This window comes from Mordavella massiliensis (genome assembly GCF_016902415.1).
Taxonomy (GTDB): domain Bacteria; phylum Bacillota; class Clostridia; order Lachnospirales; family Lachnospiraceae; genus Merdimonas; species Merdimonas faecigallinarum.
This window is the reverse complement of sequence record NZ_JACJLV010000007.1, coordinates 37,374-58,938: the sequence shown is the minus strand read 5'-3', so window position 1 is coordinate 58,938 and position 21,565 is coordinate 37,374. Positions and strand designations below refer to the sequence as shown.

The following is a 21,565-nucleotide window of genomic DNA, read 5'->3' as shown; positions in this document are numbered from 1 at the left end:
TTCTGTTACTCTTTTTCTACAAAAACTTCCGGCAACAAATTTATTATCGGCCATGTATAAAACTCTTTTTTATCTTCAGCAGATAATTGCTGGACATGAAACTTAAATTCCTCGTAATCCTCAAGTAAAATACAAGCGCAACATCTGGCGAAAAAATTCTGCGAATATTTATACGGTATCAGTAACTTTTTTTCATCTTCATTAAGTGATCGCCTGCGTGCTACAATTTGTAGTTCATTTATTGTTAGCAGCATCTCGTCCTTCATCTTTTGCTTTAACACGGTAAATAATTTTTCTGCCAATGAAAGCATTCTTGTTTCCTTGTCCAAATCATATGCATGAAGACAATCCAAAACTAATCCTAATAACTGCCCTTGCTCAAACTCATTGATTTTCTCCATTTCATTTATTAACATTTTTTCATCAAATAAAATATTTTGTATATCATCTCCACGTAACGCAAACCAGCGGTTTATACAATGTTTTTCTCCTTCTGGGGTTTCGACTAATATTGCAAAGCGCTTGCCTGCTTCAAGAAAATTACGAACAATATATCCATCGCCACTTTTCTCATACTCTAACAACAATCTTTTTTCACCAATTATCTGTTTATAAATATTACATTCTTCACCTTTTGCAAACGGAAGTGAGACAATACTCTTTTCAATCAAGGCCCGTTTCAGAAACAGTAATGACTGTTCAGCACTCATAGCGTCAGATGTCTTTAACAACCTTTTAGAAATCTTTAACTCATCAACCAATTTTCCTATCCTTAAAACACGTTCGTAATACTTAAGAAAGTCTTTCCTAAAACTTGATTGTATTAATCTTATTTCTTTTTCATTAATCTGAAGAGTTTCTATCCAACATTCACTTGCATTGGCAAATGCAACAATTAACTCTGCGTTCTTATAAGTGACATAAAAATTTATATTTGAACTTTCTAAGACTTTTATGGTAAGCTGTTGTGTATCTTCATTGCAAATAAACGCTATCGCTTCGTTAATCAGTAGTGTCGTCGTATTCTTTTTATAAATACGTTGAACAGGATAGCTCTGTCCAATTTTATCGTCAATTCTGATCCATATTTTCCCGGGCACTGCTGTTGTCAAATCCGTTATCAACATCGGAATAATCCTGTCATTCTTCTTCATGTAAAAATATGTTATTGGATTTTTCACCATTGCTATCGCAGGATCTGTATATTTCCCCCGTAATGTTGAAACAACAAATTGAGATGCGCTATCGTAATCAGGTATGGGCATATCTTTTGTAATATAGGCTTGCCTAGGTTTATTTTCGCAAAACAACACGCATAATTGTTCCAGTTCTTTAAAAGTTTCTATTAAGGCCAAGTCGATTGTTATATGATCCTGTTCTTCTTTATCCTTAATTATTTTCATAAGATCGACCGGTAACAATAATTTGGCATACATTTTAACAGAACCGGTTTCTTTTTGAATCGCTCCTACAAAAAAAATTGTGCCACCATTTTTTAAATAATTTTCTAAATCCCTAGTACGCACGGAATATCGTATACTTTTTTCTTGTGGCAATGATTCAAATACTTTTCCTTTTACCTGAATAGGTATTAGAAATTCATTTCCCGTTGCTTTTGGCTTTTTATTTTTAAAATAGATAATGTTCCCATCCCACGAAATAGTTGTATCATTCATATGAATGTCTGATTCTTCAAGGTATTCTGACATTGCGCACATTCTCTGTAGCTCTGATATAGAAAAGGTCTCTTGGAAACTCATAGTCTGTTTCTCCTAATTTCCCTGTATTCTTTTGTTTTCATAACACAATTATACTATGGATTAAACTATATTGTCACATCTTTCATAGCTGGTCTCCTACTAATTAGCAGAAATATTAGTATTCAAAAAATTCCAAATAACTTATTTTTCACGTTTCTTTTTTACAAAGGGTTATTTCCCCTGATATCTGTCCTTTGACAATTTCATACCTGCCCCAGTGGTCATAGAGGTGCTTCAGATAGTATTGCATTCCGCGTACCTGCAGCTTAATCCTGGCACAGCCAGACCTGCTACGTGGCTTAAACAAAAAGGCACAGGAACTGAACCGGCGGCAGTCTCTTTTAATCTGACATAAGAGTGAGGTGTTTTTTTGAATAAAACAATAAATCCGGATGATTTCCGGGCCTATTCCGTACTTGAGATTTCACAGATGCTCGGAGTAGGTAAAACCAAAACAAGAGAAATGCTTGATAGTGGAATATTGCCGGTAACAAAAATCGGTCGGCAGTATTTTACTTCTCCTACATCCATACAGGACTTTCTGAAGAAAAACATCGGGAAAGAATTGTTTTTTTAGGATGCGGCCAAGGGATTGCCACCGGTATTTATCTATATTACAATAGACCCATACCTTAGTTGGCACGATTTTGGCTCTGAAAGGAGTAAATCATGGCAACAACAACGAAAGGTACACAGCAGAAACGACGATCCAAGGGTGATGGATCTATCTTTAAAAATAAGAGAGGAGGATGGACAGCCCGATACAGAAAGAAAGGGCTACCGGATAAAGAATTTAGCGCACCCACCAAAGGAGAAGCGAAGAAACTACTGGATGAATGGAAGGTCAAGATTGCAATACAGGATGCTATCACCAGCAATATAAAAGTATGTGACTATGCTCAGAAATACCTTTATCGCAAATCACTTTACGTTGAGGCTGGTATATTTAAGCAGAGCAGCCTGGACCGTCTGGAAAGAACATATAACACTCATATACGGGATACAGAAGCAGCACGGCTATCTTTCAATAACTTGACCGCTGACGATATTACACAGACAGTCAATGCTAATAAAGATACTTTGAGCTATTCGTCTATTAAAAAAATCTATCTCTTTTGGTCAGCAATGATAAAGCACGCAAAAAATATGGGCGAGCTCCCGAATAACTACTCAATCATGAATTCCGTTATTATGCCGGCAGAGAATTCTCTGCCCGTGGAAACAAAAGAGATTGAGATTATAGATGAGAAGGATATTCCAATCATCGAGGAGATCGCAATGATGCCCAGTCCTAACCGGAATGAACGCTTCCTTTACCGATATGGTCCGGCTATTGTATTCCTTTTGAATACCGGTCTGAGAGGAGGTGAACTTCTTGCATTAGGAAAATCAAAAATTATTTGGAAAGATTCGCGTCGCTATGTCAAAATCAATAAAACTTTAAGTCGTGTAAAAAACCGCGACAAGGACGCAAAAACAAAAACTAAATTGGTTCTTACAGATCCAAAGTATCCGAACAGCGTTAGAATAGTTCCTCTAAATAAAAAAGCTGATTTTTGTCTTCAGTGTATGCTTGAGCTATACGATACAAACTATTTTGAGAAAGATTTAATTCTTGCGACTCAAAATCATATCAGCCCAACGTTACAAAACATAAGGAATACTTTAGTCAAAATATGCAGAAGAGCAGGAATCCAGGAATATTCCCTCCATGCTCTCAGACATACGTTTGCGACTAATATTGTCCGAAAAACAACTAATATGGGTGAGCTGAAAGATGCGGCGGAATTATTAGGTGACAGCTATGATGTAGTTATAAAGACTTACTTTCATACTGACTCACAAAAGAAAGTGGATCTGGTGGATGCAATTGCGTAAATCCGTCCACCTTATCGTCCACCTTATGAACCGATTTTATTCGATTTTATGCGGTTTCTGGCGGTCTTAAGTTTAAAATTTTTTGTTGGAATGAGTTTAGAAAAGGTGATACAAGAAAAATATTTTTGTTGGTCAAAAAAAAATCTGCCACCTTATTTTTTTACAAACCTTGAAAAATAAAAAGAACCCGAAAAACGTTGATTTTCCGGGCTTTTTGAGAGGCGCAGACCGGATTTGAACCGGTGCATCAGGGTGTTGCAGACCCACGCCTTACCGCTTGGCTACTGCGCCATGATTAAAAAATATAGTATAGATTTGTCAAAGTTCTGGCACATAACTGAGTGGGGTAGTTCTGGTGTTGCAGACCTGTGCCTTACCACTTGGCTACTGCGCCTTGGTATGAGCACTTAGCGACCGTCTTTTGGTCGCTTACGTGCGATCCATGTCGCCGCCGTTAGCGAGGTTTTTTCGAGCTTACCAGGCGACGGGTACGAACACTTATGTATTATAACAAATACATATCCGCCCGTCAAGCATTCCGCCCCGATTTCCTCCGGATTTTTTCCGATCTGACCGCCTTTCTTTCAAGACTTATCTCCCATTTAAAACTTAAGCACCGCTTCTTTCTTAAAATCCCAGTTCATCATTTACCAGGATGACCTTGATGCGGCCCGGGATCTTGGAAAACCGTGTGATCAGGATCTGGCAGCAGATGGTATCCGGGCTCTTGCAGTCATAGCACATTCCGTTCTTGGAGCAGGGCGTATCCACGCCAAACCGCTGCGCGTTGATGGGCGCCGCCTCATTTCTCGCCCTGGAAAACGCATCTTCCACATGCTTTACCACTTTATTCATGCCCACGATCATCAATACAGTCCGCGGTCCTGCCGCGATCGCCGATACCCGGTTGGCATAGCCGTCAACATTTACCATGACGCCGTCTTCTGTGATGGCATTGGTGCTGGCGAGGAAAAAATCACAGTCATACGCTGCAAGCTCCGCCGCCCGCTTCTCCTCCGGATTGTTTGCCCCGTCCCGGTTATAAACCGTATAACTGCCGGAACACAACGCATCTTTCAGGCCGATCTCTCCTGCGGACATAGTCCCTCCCCAGGAGATGCTGCTGCCCTCCGGGATCAGTTCCAGCGCCTTTTTCAGCGCCTCCTCCTTCGTCTCCGCGTAAAAACCTTCCATATTGCGGGACTGTAATCCCCGGATCACGCGGTCCGCCAGCAGCCGGTTCCTTTTCGTTCTGTTTTCATTCATCTTTTCCTCATCCTCCTTCTTCTTTCCTTCCAGTCCGGCAGAAATTCTGTCATCAGCGCCTGGAACCGCTGGTCGTGGCTTGGCTCCAGCAGATGGCACAACTCATGCACCACAATGTATTCCAGAATTTCATCCGGATAAAAATACAGCCTCGTGTTGATCCGGATCCTGCCCGTATTCACCGTGCAGCTGCCCCAGCGGGTCTTCATCCTCCGAAGCGTCCAGCCGGTGGCATGTACGCCCATCCGCGACTCCCACTTCCCGGCATAATACGCCACCTTCTCCCGCAAAAGCTCCCTCTGCGCACGGGAGAGCTCCGGCTCCGCCTCCCTACTGGCCACTGCCCGCTGCATCCTCTCCTGGTGTTTACGGATCCAGTCTGCCTTCCCCTCCACAAACTCCCGGATCCTCTTAAGCGGCACCTGCCTGGGCGCCGTCACCAGCACTTGCCCGTCCGGGGGCTTCAGGTAAAGATTCACATTCTTCACCCGCCGATATTCAACTGTAACCGGAATCTGATCAATATAAATTATTTTTCCCATATTATAATCATACCAGAAAAATCACAGTTGGGTACAGGGTAAATGTCAATTTGGGACAGGGTGATTGTCAATTTGGGACGTAGACCTTTGCAAAAGGTCTACGTCCCAAATTGACTGCCGAGCTGCAGGATATAGAACGCCACCATGATCCGTACCCGGTTTTCATTGGTAAGAATATCATATCCCAGCACTTCTTTGATCTTATTTAATTTGTAGGTCAGTGTGTTTTTATGGCAGTATACTGCGGCAGCGGTGCATACTGTACTGCAGTCGTTTTCGAAGTATGCTTTCAGGAGCCTGACGTACTCGGTGCCGTGTTCTTTGTCATAATCGATCAGTTTCCCCAGCACTTCCCGGACAAACATCGGATAGATGCCTGTTTCTTTTACGTCAGTCAGGATCTTGTAGATCCCCAGCTCATCGTAGGTCAGGAAGTTTTTGGGAATGGTGGTCTTGGTCAGCTGGTAGGCGGTATATGCGTTTTCATAGGAGCGGTGGATGTCTTTCATCCGCCGCACAGTTGTCCCTGCGCCGATATAGAGATTGGGATCTTCCCGGCACAGCTCATAAAATTCTCTGCGCAGCCATTCGCCCCGGTACCCGCCTGCAAGGATGACAAGCTTCCCTTCTTCTTCGTAAATGATGCTTTTTTTCAACCGGTTATGGAGTGTTTTCTGGATCGCCGTCAGAAACTGGTTTCCCTGCTCCGTGTCATACGCATGGCAGCTTAAGATCACTACGGTATAGGAAATGTCCCGGGGGAATCCGTTCCGCTCCAGATGGTTCAGATACAGTTCTTCATTTTCCGGGTAAAAGATCGCGTTTTTCAGCGCAGCGATCAGGTTGGTCTCTCTTTGCTCATTTTTCAGCAAGATCTCTGAAAATTTCCGCATGATGTCAATGTAAGGCGTCTTCCAGGAAGCGGAAAACAGGGGCAGTTTCACCTCATTGCACCAGTCGATGATCTTCTGCGGAAATTGTTTCCCTTCCCGCAGCGCGATGATCACGCCGCCGGCCCCGGCTTCCTGCATGGCGCTTAAGAAATCTTCCAGCCATTCCTCTGACACGTAATTTAACCCCGAGTTAAATACCAGCTCGTCTCCGTACAGGAACTTCGAAAGTTCACTTCCTTCCACCACATGGCTCCAGCTGATCTTGTGGCCAAAGCAGGAGTCTGTGTGCAGCCTGACCTCGTATTCCGGTTTGATCTCCTGATAAAGATACTGCAGTTCTACCGCCATAATCCGTTCCTCCTTTACGACTCTCTTCTAGCATATCAAAATTGTGCTTCGATCACAATATTTTTCCATATATCTGTACCAGGGAAATATTTCCAAAGGTTGTTTCCTGTGCTATATTGTAATCGAAATACAAAATATATTTTTTATCCCCCCGAGCTTTTGTATTTCTATCACAATCTCTGGATTATAAAAAGGCAGCGTGCGAAAGCACGCTGCCCCTTTACGTAAAAGGAGCCGCCGCAGGGAAAGTGATGCTTCCCACGGCAGCTCCCGCTCTATAGAAAAAAGGGGTTACAGATAGTTCTGCATTGCATTCAGCAACTGCTCCGTCGAAGGCGACGGGTTTGAATAAATCCGAAGGGAAAGCCCCTCCGCCTGGCTGATGGCGATGGTTCCAAGCAGCGACTTCGCGTCAACGATCCTGCTGCCACTGGCCAGATCCATCTGAAATGGATATTCATTCGCGATTTTTACAAATTCAACAGCATCTTCCGTCCTCTTAAAATTTACGGGAACTTTGATCATCGGTTCACTCTCCTTTCTGACGTTATTCTACAAAAAACTCCCTTTACTTTTTAGAACGATGGTTGCTAAAAAACTGTTAATTTTTGCAGCCACTTTCTCCCTTTCCGCTAAAAATCCGTCTTTTCTGGCAAAAAAACGCCGATTTCTGCAGAAAATGTGGTATAGTGGTCGTAGAATCCGACGTTGGCTGCCTGCAAGGAAGTGAGACATTTGAATAAGGACTTATTGGAATACTTAGAAAAAGTAAATGCACAGGAAGAAAAGATTCTCTCAGGGGAGAAGCCTGTGCTTTCTTATTTTGTAAAAGAAGAGGAAGGCAATGTTTTTGACGCGGAGACGATCCTGACGCCCATGACCATGATCGATCTTCTGAAACAGCCCCGTTTTGTGCCTCTTCCGGAGCACACCCACAATTACCTGGAGCTGGTCTATGTCTGCAGCGGCTCTTCTACCCATATCATCAACGACAGCGAAGAACTCACCCTGAAAAAGGATGAGTTATTGTTCCTGCCTCCCGGAGCCCGCCACCGTGTAGGGGCCGCCGGTTATCACGATATTTCCCTGAACTTTGTCATCCTTCCTGCATTTTTACAATATCCGTTAAGCATGCTGCGGGAAGATACGCTCCTGCGCCGCTTTATCCTGCAGGTCTCCAGAGAGGAAACCACGGAATGCGCCTTCCTTCATTTTCATCTTCAGGATATGCCGGAGGCAAAAAATCTCCTGGAAAATATGACCCGCATCCTTTTAAACCGCCGCAGGAACAGCCGTCAGATCCTGCAGGCGACCATGGGCGTTCTGCTTCTTGATCTTTCCGGAAGGGCCTACAAGATGACCGTGGGCACGCCTTCTTCCTATGAGCAGGCCATCGTGATGGACGCCCTCAATTATATTGAGACAGAATATAAAACGGCCAGCCTTGCAGATTTCTGTGATCGGCAGGGCAAGCCGGATTATTACATCAGCCGTCTGATGAAACGGTATTTTCCTTATACATTTACCCAGTATCTGCAGAAGCGCCGTCTTTTGCAGGCCGCTTATCTTCTGACAGAAACAAAAGAACCGATCGAAGCCATCATCGTGGATATCGGCTATGAAAATTCCAGCCACTTCCACCGGCTCTTCAAAACCACCTATGGCATGACGCCAGGCGAATACCGCAAGCGCTTTACCATGACCGAGTGGCCCATGTTTGAGGGACAGGGTTAAAGCAGACAAAGCACACGAACCCTGACCTTACGAAGGCGTTGCCGCTCCGCCGGCTGCCGCCCCGTGGCTTTTCACCTGCATGGTGATGCTGCAGTCGGCCACTTTATCGCCGTTTACGTCCAGTTCATAGCTGACGTTTACATCGATCCGGTCTTCCGTTTCTTTTAACCGCAGATCTCTGGTATGGATCCCTACGAGTAGCTCCCCGTAGGGAGTTTCGTACTGGGTCATATTAATCTTGTCTTTTTCAAATGTCATATGGGTATTGGCAAGCCCGGACTTCATGATCTCCAGCATCTGGCTGCCCGTGATGCGGATCTTATTCTTAATCGTTCCCGGCATTCCCTCCACTACCTCGTCATAAACGATATAATGTTTCCCGTTCTTAAAATAATACGAAGCCGGCGTGATCACCTCAATGGGTCCGTTTTCCTCTTCGCTGCCGTCCTCGTCCGGGATCCCCGTCATATCATAATGCATGCCCGATATCGTGAGCAGTACGTCTTTTGTCATAGTATCACCTAATATTCTTCTATGTTGATCTGTCTGGTCGCATCCACATCATAAGGCAGGATGGATCCTGCAAATTCCGTAAATTTCTCTGCCGCGTCGCTGACATAGAACCGATAGGTTCCCGGCTGTCCGGAATCATTTCTGATCCCGTTTTCTTCCAGCACCGCTTTTAAATCCATGGCCGTCTCATAGGCCGGATTGACAATGTGGACCGCCTCGCCGAAATAAGAAATGATCCGGGAACGGAGCAGGGGATAATGGGTGCATCCAAGGATCATGGTATCAATATCCGTCTTTTTCATCTCCGACAGGTAGATATCGATCACTTCTTCTGTGATCGGATGTTTTGCAAATCCTTCTTCCACCAGCGGAACGAACAGGGGACAGGCCTTCCCGATCACCCGGGCGTCGGGCCGCAGCCTCTGGATCACCCTGGTGTAGGTCTGGCTCCGGATCGTCGCCTCTGTTCCGGCCACGCCGATGCATCCGTTTTTTGTCTCCCGGACCGCGGCTCTTGCTCCCGGTTCGATCACCCCGATCACCGGGATATCCACCTCTTCTTGCACCGTTTCCAGCGCAAGGGCGCTGGCCGTATTGCAGGCGATCACGATGGCCTTGACCTCTTTGGTCAGAAGGAACCGGATGATCTGTCTGGAAAATCGGATAATATTATTTTTGGACTTGCTTCCATACGGCACCCTTGCCGTATCCCCGAAATATACTACATTTTCCTCCGGAAGCTGGCGCATGATCTCCCGCGCTACCGTCAGTCCTCCCACGCCGGAGTCAAAGACTCCTACCGGCGCATAGTTTTTCTTCGCATTCCCCACGGTCTGTCTCCTTTATCTCCTGTTGAAAAAGGCAGGCCAGATACGCTTCTTCCCGGCGTGTGTTCTGTCTCTGCCTTTTCTCTGCTATTTGTTTTTCCCGTCTCTACCGGGCATCCCGGCGCTTTTGCGCCTATAAGATATCCTTTCCTTACAGCGCCAGCGCCTTCGCAACATCATACTGATATTGCGGGATCGTCTTCTTCATGCTCAGCGCTTCGTTGATATCAAAGTCCACATACTCGCCGTGACGGTATCCTACGACGCGGTTGGACTTTCCTTCCATCAGAAGATCCACTGCCATCGCGCCCATGATGGATGCATAGACACGATCCTTGCAGGTCGGGCTTCCGCCGCGCTGCATGTGTCCGATGATGGTCGCTCTGGTCTCCATGCCGGTCGCTTCCTCGATTCTCTTCGCCATATTGATGGAATCGCCGATTCCTTCTGCGTTGATGATGATATAGTTCTTCTTGCCGCGCTTTCTGCACTCCTGAATGTCAGCTACGATTGCAGCCTCATCATAATCATGCTCCTCCGGCATCAGGATCCTCTCCGCACCGTTTGCGATACCGCACCACAGCGCCAGATATCCTGCATCTCTTCCCATAACCTCGATGATAGAACATCTCTCGTGAGAAGTAGAGGTATCACGCACCTTGTCGATTGCTTCCATCGCAGTATTGACAGCGGTGTCAAATCCGATGGTATATTCTGTACAGGCAATGTCCAGATCGATGGTTCCCGGAATACCTATGGTATTCACGCCCAGATGAGCCAGCTTCTGCGCACCTGCAAAGGAACCGTCTCCTCCGATCACAACAAGCCCGTCAATGCCATATTTCTTACAGATCGCAGCGGCCATCTGCTGTCCTTCCTCTGTCCGCATCTCCTCGCACCGTGCGGTCTGAAGGATCGTTCCGCCTCTCTGGATCGTATCAGATACATCTCTTGCAGAAAGATCAATGATCTCTTCATTTAATAATCCCTGGTAGCCTTTCCGAATACCTCTTACTTTCAGTCCTTTTCCAAGTCCGCTTCTGACAACCGCGCGGATCGCCGCGTTCATTCCCGGGGCATCGCCTCCACTTGTAAGGACTCCGATTGTACGAATTATTTTCTGTGCCATGGCAAATTCCTCCATTGTATTCATTCTTCTGGTTAGTTACTACCTTTTCCGAACATATTTTATCGTAATTACAGCCGGTTTTCAATGGGTTTTTCAATTAGTTTTACACAAGCTTCCCCGAGATAATTCGTCAACCTGCTCAATAAAACCTTGTCCGCCTTCACATTTCTTCCCGGCGGAAGCTTTTTCACCGCCTTTTCTTTCCTGCAGTAGATGATCACCTCATCGTCCCCTTCTGTATCGGCCAGCATGGCAAATAGTTCCTGCTCGCCCGCCAGATAGGCGGCTTTGTCCGGGTACTGGAGCCACAGTTCCTTCCGGGTCTGCTCAAAGGGGATCACCGTCTCGCAGATCAGTTTGCTGTCCGCCTCATCTTCCTCGGAGACTCTTCCCCGGATAAAGACCTTGCTCTCCTCCTCCAGATACTGCTGATTCTTCTCGTAATCCTTTGGAAATACAATGACCTCCACACTGCCTGCCAGGTCTTCCAGTGTCAGGAATGCCATGACCTTATTATTCTTGGTGTATTTGATGGTCTTGGCGGTGATCATGCCGCCCACCGTTTCTTTGGCGCCGTCATGGACCTTCGCCCTTCCGGTCTCCTCGTCCAGCTGGAATTCCAGAGTGGTCCGGGTGATATTTTTCTTCCATTTGTCCTCATATTCTTCCAGGGGATGACCGCTCAGGTAAATGCCCAGCACTTCCTTTTCGAAGGCAAGCTTCGTTTCCTTTTCGTATTCCCCTACGTTTGGAAGCGGAATGTCAAACTCCGCCTTCTGGTCGTCGCTTACCATATCAAACAGAGACATCTGCCCGGTCATCGAGTATTTCCGCTCCCGGTTCACCTGGTCCATAACCTGCAGGTAAATGACCATGAACTGCTTTCTGGTCCCGCCCAGGCTGTCAAATGCCCCGGATTTGATGAAGCTTTCGATGGTCCGCTTATTGACCTCTTTGCCGGACAGCCGTTCAATAAAATCTTTCAGCGTTTTAAACTCTCCTGCTGCTTCCCGCTCTTTGATAATGGCCTCGATCACCGGCCGCCCGATACTCTTGATGGCGGCAAGTCCATAGCGGATCCTTCCGTTATCCACGGAAAAGTTGCCCACACCTTTGTTGATGTCCGGCGGCAGGATCTCGATCCCCATCTGCCGGCAGGTGTAAATGTACTCCGACACCTTGCCGGAATTGTCGATCACAGACGTCATCAGCGCAGCCATAAATTCCACCGGATAATAGTATTTCAGCCAGGCGGTCTGATAGGCCACCACCGCATAGGCAGCCGCATGGGATTTGTTAAATGCGTACTTTGCAAAATCGATCATTTCGTCATAGATCTGATTGGCCGTTTTCTCATTGATCCCGTTGGCGATACAGCCCGGCACATTTTCCTCCGGATTGCCATACACAAAATTCTGCCGCTCTTTTTGCATCACGTCGCCCTTTTTCTTGGACATGGCGCGCCTTAACAGGTCGCTCCTTCCCAGGGTATAGCCCGCCAGATCCCGGACGATCTGCATCACCTGTTCCTGATAAACGATACAGCCATAGGTAGGCGCCAGGATATGCTCCAGCTGGGGACAGTCATAGGTGATCAGTTCCGGATGGTTCTTTCCCTTAATGTATTTGGGGATAAAGTCCATAGGACCCGGACGGTACAGGGAGATCCCGGCGATGATATCTTCCAGGCTCTGCGGCTTTAATTCCTTCATGAAGCTCTTCATCCCCGCGCTTTCCAGCTGAAATACGCCGTCGGTCTTTCCGGTGCCGATGGAATTTAACACGGCTTTATCATCATAATCAATGGCGTCCACATTGATTTCCCGGCCCGCGCTTTTGCTGGCCAGTTTCTGGGCGTCCTGGATCACAGTCAGCGTCCGCAGTCCCAGGAAATCCATTTTCAGAAGTCCCAGTTCTTCCAGTGTGGTCATGGTAAACTGGGTGGTCACGGAACCGTCGGAACCAAGCGACAGCGGCACAAATTCATCAATGGCCTTCTGGCCGATCACCACGCCCGCCGCGTGCATGGACGTATGTCTTGGAAGCCCTTCCAGCCGTCTGGACATATCGATCAGTTCCCGGACCTGCTCGTCCTCCTGATAGAGTTTCTTTAACTCCGGATTCATGGTCAGCGCCCGGTCCAGGGTAATATTCAGTTCTCCGGGGATCATCTTGGCAATGCTGTCCACATAGCCGTAGGGAAGATCCATCACACGTCCCACATCCCGGATCACACCTTTTGCCGCCAGCGTACCAAAGGTGACGATCTGCACCACCCGGTCCTCGCCGTATTTGCGCACCACATAATCAATGACTTCCTGACGTCGCTCAAAACAAAAATCCACGTCAATATCCGGCATGGAGACACGCTCCGGATTCAGGAACCGCTCAAACAGCAGCTGGTATTTGATGGGGTCGATACTGGTAATTCCCAGGCAGTAGGATACGATACTTCCCGCTGCGGACCCTCTTCCGGGCCCCACCATAATGTCCTGCGTCCTGGCATAATTGATAAAATCCCACACGATCAGGAAATAATCCACATATCCCATGGAACGGATGGTGGAAAGTTCGTATTCCAGACGCTCCTTTAACTGCACTCCGGCGTCCGGATAGCGTGCGGCAAGCCCGTCATAGCAGAGTTTCTTAAGATATTCCCAGGAAGTATAGCCTTCCGGCACATCGTATTTTGGCAGCTTGGTCACGCCGAACTCGATCTCCACCTGACAGCGGTCCGCGATCCTCTGGGTATTCTGGAGCGCCTGCAGCGCATAGGGGAAAAGTTCCCGCATCTCTTCTTCGGATTTGATATAGTACTGGCCGCCCTCATAGCGCATCCGGTCTTCATCCTTCAGTTTCTTGCCTGTCTGCAGGCACAGAAGGATATCGTGCGGCTTTTCATCTTCCGCATAGGTATAATGGACGTCGTTGGTGGCAACCAGTTCGATGCCGGTCTCCTGGGACATCCTGAGAAGCGACTGGTTCACCAGCCGCTGTTCCGGCATGCCGTGATCCTGCAGTTCCAGGAAAAAATTGCCTTCCCCGAAAATGTCCTGGTAACGCAGCGCCGCCGCCTTCCCTTCCTCATACATGCCTCGCTGGATATTCTTCTGCACTTCTCCGGCCAGGCAGGCGCTTAACGCGATCAGCCCTTCATGGTATTCCCGGAGAAGTTCCAGATCTACTCTTGGCTTGTAATAATATCCTTCCGTAAATCCTCTGGAAACGATCTTCATCAGGTTATGGTAACCCAGATCATTTTCCGCAAGCAGCACCAGATGATAATATCTGTCGTCTTTTCCCGCGCCTGCTTCTTTATCAAACCGGCTGCCCGGAGCCACATAGACCTCGCACCCGAGAATGGGCCGGATGCCGGCCGCTTTTGCAGCCCGGTAAAAATCGATCACTCCGTACATGACGCCGTGGTCTGTGATCGCCACGCTGTCCATGCCAAGTTCTTTGACTCTTGCGACACACTCTTTGATTTTATTCGATCCGTCCAGAAGACTGTACTCTGTATGGACGTGAAGATGCACAAAACTCATATCTTTCCTGCTTTCCTCAAGTAGTCCCCGGCGTCCGCGCCGGGAAACGCTCTTTCTTTTCTGGTAACATCATAACAAAAATACGGTCTGCGGTCAAAAAAATCCGCCGGAAAACAGGATCTTTTTCCGGCGGATCAAATCGTCTGAAATTCTACAAGGCTTCTGGTATCTCTCCTGAGGACCGGGCTTAGCCGTTCACCATGAATTTTACCAGTTTATCAATATCTTCGCTCTCGTAAGCTACGATCTCAAGCTCCGGGATCTCGCCGCCGGAGAAGATATTTGCCATGGATACATACTGGGACAGCTTGGACTTTAAGTTCAGTCTGTCGCCCTCGCCTGTTACCAGCTCTACTTTTCCTTTGCAGGAATCTACTACTTCAAAAAACTTGTCAATGTTTGTAATATTCTGTACTTTCATGTGATTGGTCTCCTTTCCAATACTTACCTTTCGTTCTTATTATATCTTATCTGTTCAGGATTTCAATGCTTTTTTCCGTAATCTTGATCTTCCCTGCCTTTAACAGACGGCCCACCGCCCGCTTAAAGGCGTTTTTGCTCATATCGAACTCCTGCCGGATCCGCTCCGGGTCCGCCTTGTCGGTAAAGGGCAGGCTTCCTCCGGATGCTTCCATCCTTTCGAAAATCTTCCGGGCGTCCTCATCCATCTGTAGATACGCTTTTTCCCGGACACTTAAGTCCATCTTTCCATCCGCCTTTACCTGAAGGACTCTGGCCGATATCCTTTGTCCCACCTTCAGGTCCCCATAGGCTTCTCTTTTCGGGATCAGCGCGCTGTAGCAGTCGTCTACTGCCACAAAGACGCCGAACCGGTCGCTGGTTTCATATACGATCCCTTCCACGTGATCGTCCTTCTGATACGGCGGATCTTTGCGCAGCATCTCGTAGACCTTCATGGTCGCGCAAAGGCGTCCGGATTTGTCAATATACAGGGAGACCAGCACCTCGTCGCCTTTTTTTACCTTTGCGGTCTGCTCTTTAAAGGGAAGCAGCAGATCCTTTTCCAGCCCCCAGTTAAGAAAAGCCCCGATCTTCCCGGTATCCGCCACCTTAAGGGCCTTTACTTCTCCCAGCGTGATCTTTGGTTCCTGGGTGGTGGCGATCAGCCGGTCTGCCGAATCCTTATAAAGAAACACCTCCACCGGATCTCCGATCTCCAGATCTTTTGGCACCTGTTTTCTGGGAAGCAGGACTCTTTCCTCCTTATTTCCCAGATACATGCCGAACTCTACCTTTTTTACCGCCATCAACCGCGTCTTTTTCCCCAATCCATCTGCTAATGCCATCTCTTATCTCCTTTTTATTTCTACCAGGGCGTAGGGTTTTGCTGCCGCATCGCAGAGTTCCACCACTTCCCGGTCCTCTTCTTTTGCGTATCTGGGATAGATCTGATCCCCGAAAACCGCTGATTTCTTATATTCCGCCCGCATCTTTGTGATCTCTTCCGGATGCGGGATGCATTCCAGAGCCATCTGCACATACTGGCAGTTATTGACATGTTCGTTGGTATCAATGTGATATCTGCGCACCGGGAAATCCGGCATCGCTTCCGCCTCCTTGGGCATCCGTACTTTCCGGGAGGCCGGTTCCATGGCAAGCGGTTCCCCGCAGCCGTACCGGGCGGCTTCTTCCGGATCCACCTTTGCAGGACGTCCTTTTTCCAGATCCATATAGACCCAGACGGTATAAGCCCGGACCGCAATCTCTCCCTTGCCGTCTTCCATGCAGAAATTCCGGTAGCCGTAAAGGCCTTCAAACCCGCAGGACCAGGTCCGCACCAGGATCTTTTCCCCGAATCTGGGGTAGCGCTCTATCTCCACCTGCCAGGAGGACAACACCCATCCTCTCTTTCTCTCATTGCAGGCGTCGATCCCGCATCCCAGCGCTTCCGACTGAAAGGTGCTGCAGTCCTGAAAATAATTCAGGATCCCCGGAAGCGTCATCTGCTGGTGGTGATCCACCTCACTGAACCGGACTCTGCTCTCAAACTGATATTCATTCTCTCGTCTCATCTGCCCACGTAACTCCTTTCCACTGTGATCACACACTGGTAATTTTCTCCAGTAAGGCGCAAAAGTTTTGCCACCGATTTCTTTAATTCTTCCTGCTTCTTTCCATCATACTCAAAAGGCACCACCATGTCAAAGATCAGATTATTCTGATCCTTGCCGCTGACCATCCGGAAATCATGGATGGACACCTCCGGATCCAGCGCCTCCAGGATCTGTTCTACCTTATGCCTGGTCTCCAGGACTTTTTTGTCCCTGGTCTCCACCGGGTCCATGTGGATCACCAGAAAGATCCCCAGTTTTTTGACAGCTTCCCGTTCGATCCGGTCAATGATCTCATGAGACTCCTCAATGTCCACATCATTTGGCACCTCCGCATGGATGGAGGCCATGCTTCTCCCCGGGCCGTAATTATGTACGATCAGGTCGTGGCTTCCCACGATCCCGTCATAGCCTTCCACAAACCGGCTGATCCGGTCATATTCTTCCGGCGTGACCGCCTCTCCAAGAAGCGGTTCCAGCGTATCTTTCGCGATTCCCACGCCTGCCCACATCACGATCAGGGACACAGCCAGTCCCACGATGCCGTCCACATTCCAGCCGGTAAAATGAAAAATCAAAAGAGACGCGATCGTGGCGGACGTAGTAACCACATCCCCCATGGCATCTGTGGCCGTAGCCAGCATCACCTTGGAATCGATCCGTTTTCCCAGCTTCCGGTTAAAATACGCCATCCACAGTTTCACGCCTATGGAGAGGATCAGGATCCCCACCGAAAGCATCTGGAAATTCATTTCCTGGGGGCTGCAGATCTTGCCAATGGATTCCTTGAAAAATGTAAATCCAATCTCCAGCACCAGAAACGCCACCACCAGAGCCGCGATGTACTCCAGCCTGCCGTGCCCGAAGGGATGCTCCTTGTCAGCCGGCTTGCTGGCCATTTTCACACCAACCAGTCCGATCACAGAAGAGCCTGCGTCGGACAGGTTATTAAAGGCGTCGGCCGTAACCGAAAGGCTGTGGAGCATCAGTCCGATGCTTCCCTTTACCAGAAATAACAAAACATTACAAAAGATGCCTGTCACACTGGCCAACACCCCGTAGGCGGTCCTGACAGACACCTTTTCCGTGTCCTCATAGTCTTTTACAAATCTTTTTACCAAAAAATCAGTCATTCCAACTGCCTCCAAAAAAGAACCATTTTATCTTGAATTTCGTGGATGCAGTGATCATCTCGTATTCCTCTTCGCTCAGCGCTTCCTCAAGTTCTTTCTTCCCGTCTTCATCCACCACCGCGCACACCGGATCCGTAAAGCAGAGAGCCGGGTAAAGAACGCACCACCAGTTCTGCCCTCCGGCGTTTCCCAGGCTGATCTTCAGCGCCTGATAGGTTCCGGCAGGAAATAGGAGATCTCCGTAACGCTTGTCCGGAAAATAACACCGGGTCACCTCTGCCCTGGCGTCATACCGGAAGCCTTCCTTTCGGATCACATCCCGCGCGGTTTCTTCAATCTCATCCAGATGTTCCAATGCCCAGCGCCTGGTCGCCCCTGCGCTTCTTTCCGGCGCTTCGCCCATCTCTGTTTTCATCCGGGCGATCACCGCGTCCCGGACCTTTAACTTCAACTCCTGGTCTTCCGGATCGTCGCTGTTTGCCGTCACATGGAAGCGGAACACTTCTTCTGCCAGCGCTTCCTGAGTCTTATGAACCTTTGCCTCCACTTCCCGGACTCTTGTCCCGGTGAGTAAAAGCGTAAATACAAGCGCCAGGATCACTGCCCCTGTCATACAGACCTTCTGTTTGTTCATTCCCGTCCACTCCTTACTTCTTCCAGCAGGCTTTCCGCCGCTGTTTCTACCCGGAGTGTTGACAGGAAACCATCGTTTTATTCACCGTGTTTGGTCCGGATGACGTCTGTTACCACTTCTGCCTGGTTGTCAATGTGGCGGCTGACGATCTCTGCCGCTTTTTCCTTCTCATGCTCCTCGATCCTTCGGATGATCTCTGCATGTTCTGCCATCAGCCGGGGATGGGCCTCTTTTCTCTTGATGCATTCCACGCGGTACCGGTACATCTGCTCCCGCAGATTGTTGAGAAGCTGGATCAGCTTCTGGTTTCCAGTGGACATATAGATAATATCATGGAACCGCACGTCTGCTTCCGCGATTTCGGTCACATCGCTGCTGGTCTTTAAGATCCTCTGAAATTCATCCGCTGCCTCGTGAAGTTCTTTTAATTCTTCTTTTGTAATCTTGTCGCAGCACAGCTGTACCGCCAGCTCTTCCAGGGCTTTGCGGACCTCCAGCACATCTGTCAGGCTCTTTTCCGTAATATCTGCCACCTCGGCCCCTTTCCTCGGGATCATAAGGACCAGCCCTTCCAGTTCCAGCTTGCGGATCGCCTCCCGGATCGGCGTCCGGCTTACGCCCAGCTTGTTGGCAAGCTGCACCTCCATCAGCCTCTCTCCCGGCTTCAGTTCGCCGCGCAGGATCGCCTGGCGCAGCGTATTAAAAACCACGTCCCGCAGGGGCAGGTATTCATTCATATTCACCGTAAAATTTGACTCCATTTTACTTCCTCCTCGCATTATGTACATTGGTCACATAGACCTGTTTTGCAAGTCCTGCTTCCCTTATCTTAAGCGCCGCCTTTTTTGCCAGGCTCTTCTCCGTAAAGATCCCAAAAACGGTCGGCCCGCTGCCGCTCATCATCGCGCCCTTTGCTCCGCCTTCGTCCATCAGTTTCTTGATCTTATCAATGACCGGATATTCTTCCACTGTTACCTGTTCCAGCACATTTCCCATACGGGACGCGATCTTCGTCACATCCCCTTCTTTCAGTCCTTCGATGATCCCATCAATATCCGGATGTTCTACGATCCTGCGGGAATCGATCTTTTCATACACCATCTTTGTCGATACGCTCACCGGCGGCTTTGCCACCACGATCTGGCATCTCGGCATGGGCGGCAGAGGCGTCAGGATCTCGCCGATCCCTTCTGCCAGCACCGTCCCTCTCATGATACAGTAGGGCACGTCCGCCCCCAGGGATACGCCCCGCTTCATCAGCTCTTCCGTGGAAAGTCCCAGGTCAAACATCCGGTTGATCCCGTAAAGGACAGCCGCAGCGTTGGAACTTCCCCCTGCCATCCCGGCCGCCACAGGGATATGTTTCTCCAGGAAAATATCTACGCCGCTTCGGATCTCAAATTCATCCATCAGAAGCTTTGCAGCCCGGTAAGCCAGATTATTTTCATTCACAGGAAGATAGAACAGATTGGTACTCAGTCCGATCCCCGGCTCTTTCCTTTTCGTGATCGTGATCTGGTCATACAGATAGATGGTCTGCATGACCATGCGCACGTCATGATAGCCGTCCGGCCGTTTTCCCAGGACGTCCAGACCCAGATTGATTTTTCCCAGTGCCTTTAACTCCATTTTATCCATCCGTGATTCTCCTCATACTGATTTTGGATCCGGCATGCCGGATCCTTTTTTGCTCACATACTGTATCTTGTATACAGTGTACTCATAGTATACTCATATTTTCTTTAAAAATCAATATCTTATCCCCTGTTTTTATTTCTCCGTCTTCCAGTCCGTTGACCTTGCAGATGCTCTCCTGTGTGGTCTGATACCGCTTTGCCAGATCCCAGAGAGAATCCCCGTTCCTGACGATGTAGCCTGTGATCCCGGGCCTTTTTTCCTGCTCCTCCTGGCTGATCTTCTGGAACGTGATCTCTTCTATATTAGAAAGAACAGCAGGCCGCCAGAAGAAGCACTGGAAAGCCAGCACCGCCCGGACTTCAATCTCGTCGCTTCCCAGCAGACTGACAGACAGCTGCTCCGTCATCCAGGTCAGGTCATACTCCATCCCTTCTTCTGCGTCTCCTCCTTCCAGAAGATAAGAAAAGGGAACCATTCCCTGCCAGGTGTCATAAGGGGTCTGATCGTCCGCCTTAAGATACAAAAAGTTCACATGGAGGAGTCCCTCGATCTGCAGGCCCTCCCTGGCCTTCTCCACGCTGTCCACCTGGATGCGGGCGCTGCTGTGGCAGATCTGAAGGATCGCGTCTTTGATCTCCGGAAGCGACAGTTGTTCGGCCACCTTGCACTTCGAGTGGTTCTGCATCAGAAGGGAATGAAGCCTCATTTCTTTTTTCTCCGGAATACAGGTCTGTTCCAGCGCGTACAGATCTTCCAGCAGACGCAGGCGGGTCTCTTTGTAAACCACATACCGGACCTCTACCGCCCCGTCCACGGCGATCAGGCGCATCTGTCCGTCCTCGTCCATCTGCGGCTCTGCGGACACCTCCGTAAGTTCCGGCCAGATCTGGTGATACATGGAACTTTCCGCCCCGCCGCAGGCAAGGGTCCCTTCAAAAGGCAGCGTCTGCTCCGTCCAGTCTGTTTTCCCGTTTTCTGTCCCGTACAGGCAGAACAATAGCAGCTCTCCCTGCACGGTGATCTGATCTTCCGCAATCCGGGTATCGAATTTACGCAACGTGATATCCGTCCAGAGCAGGGTATCGATATTTTCCCGGGTCCCCTGAAGGGACGCTTCCTCCCGGATCCGCAGCACATCCTTTTTGGCCGCGTGGACATTTAACACGTCCATGTCCTTATATTTTTTGTAAAGCGGGATCTCCTCGTCCGAAATATCCGTAACGATCTTATTTTCACAGATCGTTTCTGTTCCCACACTGATCTCCACAGCGCCCTTGATCTCCAGCTTTCTGGAGTTGATCACCGCAGCCGTCACCTCTGTGCTTACAGGCGTCACGACCAGACTGCCGTCTGCCTCCTCCAGATACACCATTTCCTCAAACGGGATCCTTCCTTCCAGACTGGCGGCCGGATATTCCCCTTCCCCGGCGGCATAAAGCACCTGCACCTTCAGTTTTCCGGTAAGCTTCACATAATGATCCGCGAACCGCACGTCCTCCAGGACCGCCTTTCCAGACGCCAGGATCACTCTTGCCACATCCGGCTTTGCGTCCGGCACGTTCAGATCCTGGTTCAGATAAAACTGGTCCGTTACCTTTTCCTTTGTCTGACAGGTCTGTATCCTCTCTGTCTGATATTCCATCTTGCTTTCCC

General features: G+C 48.8%; 20 protein-coding genes and 1 tRNA gene. 3 read left to right on the top strand and 18 right to left on the bottom strand.

Annotation, left to right across the window (positions count from 1 at the left end; translation table 11 throughout):
- Positions 1–5: 5 nt before the first annotated feature.
- On the bottom strand, positions 6–1,760 hold the full coding sequence (locus H6A13_RS03500; RefSeq protein ID WP_204908241.1) for a hypothetical protein: 1,755 nt from the start codon (positions 1,758–1,760) through the stop codon (positions 6–8).
- A 370-nt stretch (positions 1,761–2,130) separates the two neighbouring features.
- Here H6A13_RS03500 and H6A13_RS03495 point away from each other — a divergent pair, with 370 nt between their 5' ends.
- Positions 2,131–2,337 (top strand): helix-turn-helix domain-containing protein, encoded by a 207-nt coding sequence (locus H6A13_RS03495; protein WP_087151957.1) that lies wholly within the window; start codon positions 2,131–2,133, stop codon positions 2,335–2,337.
- A gap of 92 nt (positions 2,338–2,429) precedes the next feature.
- Positions 2,430–3,638, top strand: a complete 1,209-nt coding sequence (locus H6A13_RS03490) for a tyrosine-type recombinase/integrase (protein WP_087151956.1) — start codon at positions 2,430–2,432, stop codon at positions 3,636–3,638.
- Positions 3,639–3,857: 219 nt separating this feature from the next.
- Here the strand turns inward: H6A13_RS03490 and H6A13_RS03485 are convergent.
- The 5 genes from H6A13_RS03485 to H6A13_RS03465 form a co-directional block, all read right to left on the bottom strand.
- A tRNA-Cys gene (locus H6A13_RS03485) sits at positions 3,858–3,929 on the bottom strand.
- Positions 3,930–4,265: 336 nt separating this feature from the next.
- Positions 4,266–4,904 carry a lactate utilization protein gene (locus H6A13_RS03480; RefSeq protein ID WP_204908240.1) on the bottom strand — a complete coding sequence of 213 codons (639 nt, stop codon included), beginning with the start codon at positions 4,902–4,904 and terminating at the stop codon, positions 4,266–4,268.
- On the bottom strand, positions 4,901–5,446 hold the full coding sequence (locus H6A13_RS03475; RefSeq protein ID WP_204908239.1) for a M48 family metallopeptidase: 546 nt from the start codon (positions 5,444–5,446) through the stop codon (positions 4,901–4,903). Before H6A13_RS03475 ends, H6A13_RS03480 begins: the two co-directional genes overlap by 4 nt.
- Before the next feature lie 98 nt (positions 5,447–5,544).
- A complete protein-coding gene (locus H6A13_RS03470; protein WP_204908238.1) occupies positions 5,545–6,687 on the bottom strand; it encodes a PucR family transcriptional regulator in 1,143 nt (380 codons plus the stop codon).
- Positions 6,688–6,978: 291 nt separating this feature from the next.
- Entirely contained in the window at positions 6,979–7,212 is a 234-nt protein-coding gene (locus H6A13_RS03465; RefSeq protein WP_204908237.1) for an HPr family phosphocarrier protein, read from the bottom strand.
- 210 nt (positions 7,213–7,422) lie between these two features.
- Here H6A13_RS03465 and H6A13_RS03460 point away from each other — a divergent pair, with 210 nt between their 5' ends.
- Entirely contained in the window at positions 7,423–8,421 is a 999-nt protein-coding gene (locus tag H6A13_RS03460; protein WP_204908236.1) for an AraC family transcriptional regulator, read from the top strand.
- Positions 8,422–8,448: 27 nt separating this feature from the next.
- On the opposite strand, the gene H6A13_RS03455 is transcribed toward H6A13_RS03460, so the two are convergent.
- The 12 genes from H6A13_RS03455 to H6A13_RS03400 form a co-directional block, all read right to left on the bottom strand.
- Positions 8,449–8,934: a YwiB family protein gene (locus H6A13_RS03455; protein ID WP_204908235.1), complete on the bottom strand. Its 486-nt coding sequence runs from the start codon at positions 8,932–8,934 to the stop codon at positions 8,449–8,451.
- Between the two features lie 8 nt (positions 8,935–8,942).
- Positions 8,943–9,764 carry a glutamate racemase gene (gene murI, locus H6A13_RS03450; protein ID WP_204908234.1) on the bottom strand — a complete coding sequence of 274 codons (822 nt, stop codon included), beginning with the start codon at positions 9,762–9,764 and terminating at the stop codon, positions 8,943–8,945.
- Between the two features lie 148 nt (positions 9,765–9,912).
- On the bottom strand, positions 9,913–10,890 hold the full coding sequence (gene pfkA, locus H6A13_RS03445) for a 6-phosphofructokinase (protein WP_204908233.1): 978 nt from the start codon (positions 10,888–10,890) through the stop codon (positions 9,913–9,915).
- Between the two features lie 68 nt (positions 10,891–10,958).
- Positions 10,959–14,435, bottom strand: a complete 3,477-nt coding sequence (locus tag H6A13_RS03440; RefSeq protein WP_204908232.1) for a DNA polymerase III subunit alpha — start codon at positions 14,433–14,435, stop codon at positions 10,959–10,961.
- A 187-nt stretch (positions 14,436–14,622) separates the two neighbouring features.
- Positions 14,623–14,856: a polya polymerase gene (locus H6A13_RS03435; RefSeq protein ID WP_204908231.1), complete on the bottom strand. Its 234-nt coding sequence runs from the start codon at positions 14,854–14,856 to the stop codon at positions 14,623–14,625.
- 46 nt (positions 14,857–14,902) lie between these two features.
- Positions 14,903–15,742, bottom strand: coding sequence for a CvfB family protein (locus tag H6A13_RS03430; RefSeq protein ID WP_204908230.1), 840 nt, complete (start codon positions 15,740–15,742; stop codon positions 14,903–14,905).
- Positions 15,743–15,745: 3 nt separating this feature from the next.
- Complete coding sequence (locus tag H6A13_RS03425; RefSeq protein WP_204908229.1) at positions 15,746–16,468, bottom strand: acyl-[acyl-carrier-protein] thioesterase; 723 nt, start codon at positions 16,466–16,468, stop codon at positions 15,746–15,748.
- On the bottom strand, positions 16,465–17,640 hold the full coding sequence (locus tag H6A13_RS03420) for a cation diffusion facilitator family transporter (RefSeq protein ID WP_204908228.1): 1,176 nt from the start codon (positions 17,638–17,640) through the stop codon (positions 16,465–16,467). The genes H6A13_RS03425 and H6A13_RS03420 overlap by 4 nt, the downstream gene beginning before the upstream one ends.
- The gene (gene spoIIR / locus H6A13_RS03415; RefSeq protein ID WP_204908227.1) at positions 17,633–18,274 is read right to left on the bottom strand and encodes a stage II sporulation protein R; all 642 of its coding nucleotides are present in this window, start codon (positions 18,272–18,274) and stop codon (positions 17,633–17,635) included. The genes H6A13_RS03420 and spoIIR overlap by 8 nt, the downstream gene beginning before the upstream one ends.
- A gap of 77 nt (positions 18,275–18,351) precedes the next feature.
- A complete protein-coding gene (locus H6A13_RS03410; protein ID WP_204908226.1) occupies positions 18,352–19,035 on the bottom strand; it encodes a GntR family transcriptional regulator in 684 nt (227 codons plus the stop codon).
- A gap of 1 nt (position 19,036) precedes the next feature.
- Positions 19,037–19,912: a 4-(cytidine 5'-diphospho)-2-C-methyl-D-erythritol kinase gene (gene ispE, locus H6A13_RS03405; protein WP_204908225.1), complete on the bottom strand. Its 876-nt coding sequence runs from the start codon at positions 19,910–19,912 to the stop codon at positions 19,037–19,039.
- 82 nt (positions 19,913–19,994) lie between these two features.
- Entirely contained in the window at positions 19,995–21,554 is a 1,560-nt protein-coding gene (locus H6A13_RS03400) for a DUF3794 and LysM peptidoglycan-binding domain-containing protein (RefSeq protein ID WP_204908224.1), read from the bottom strand.
- Positions 21,555–21,565: the final 11 nt, after the last annotated feature.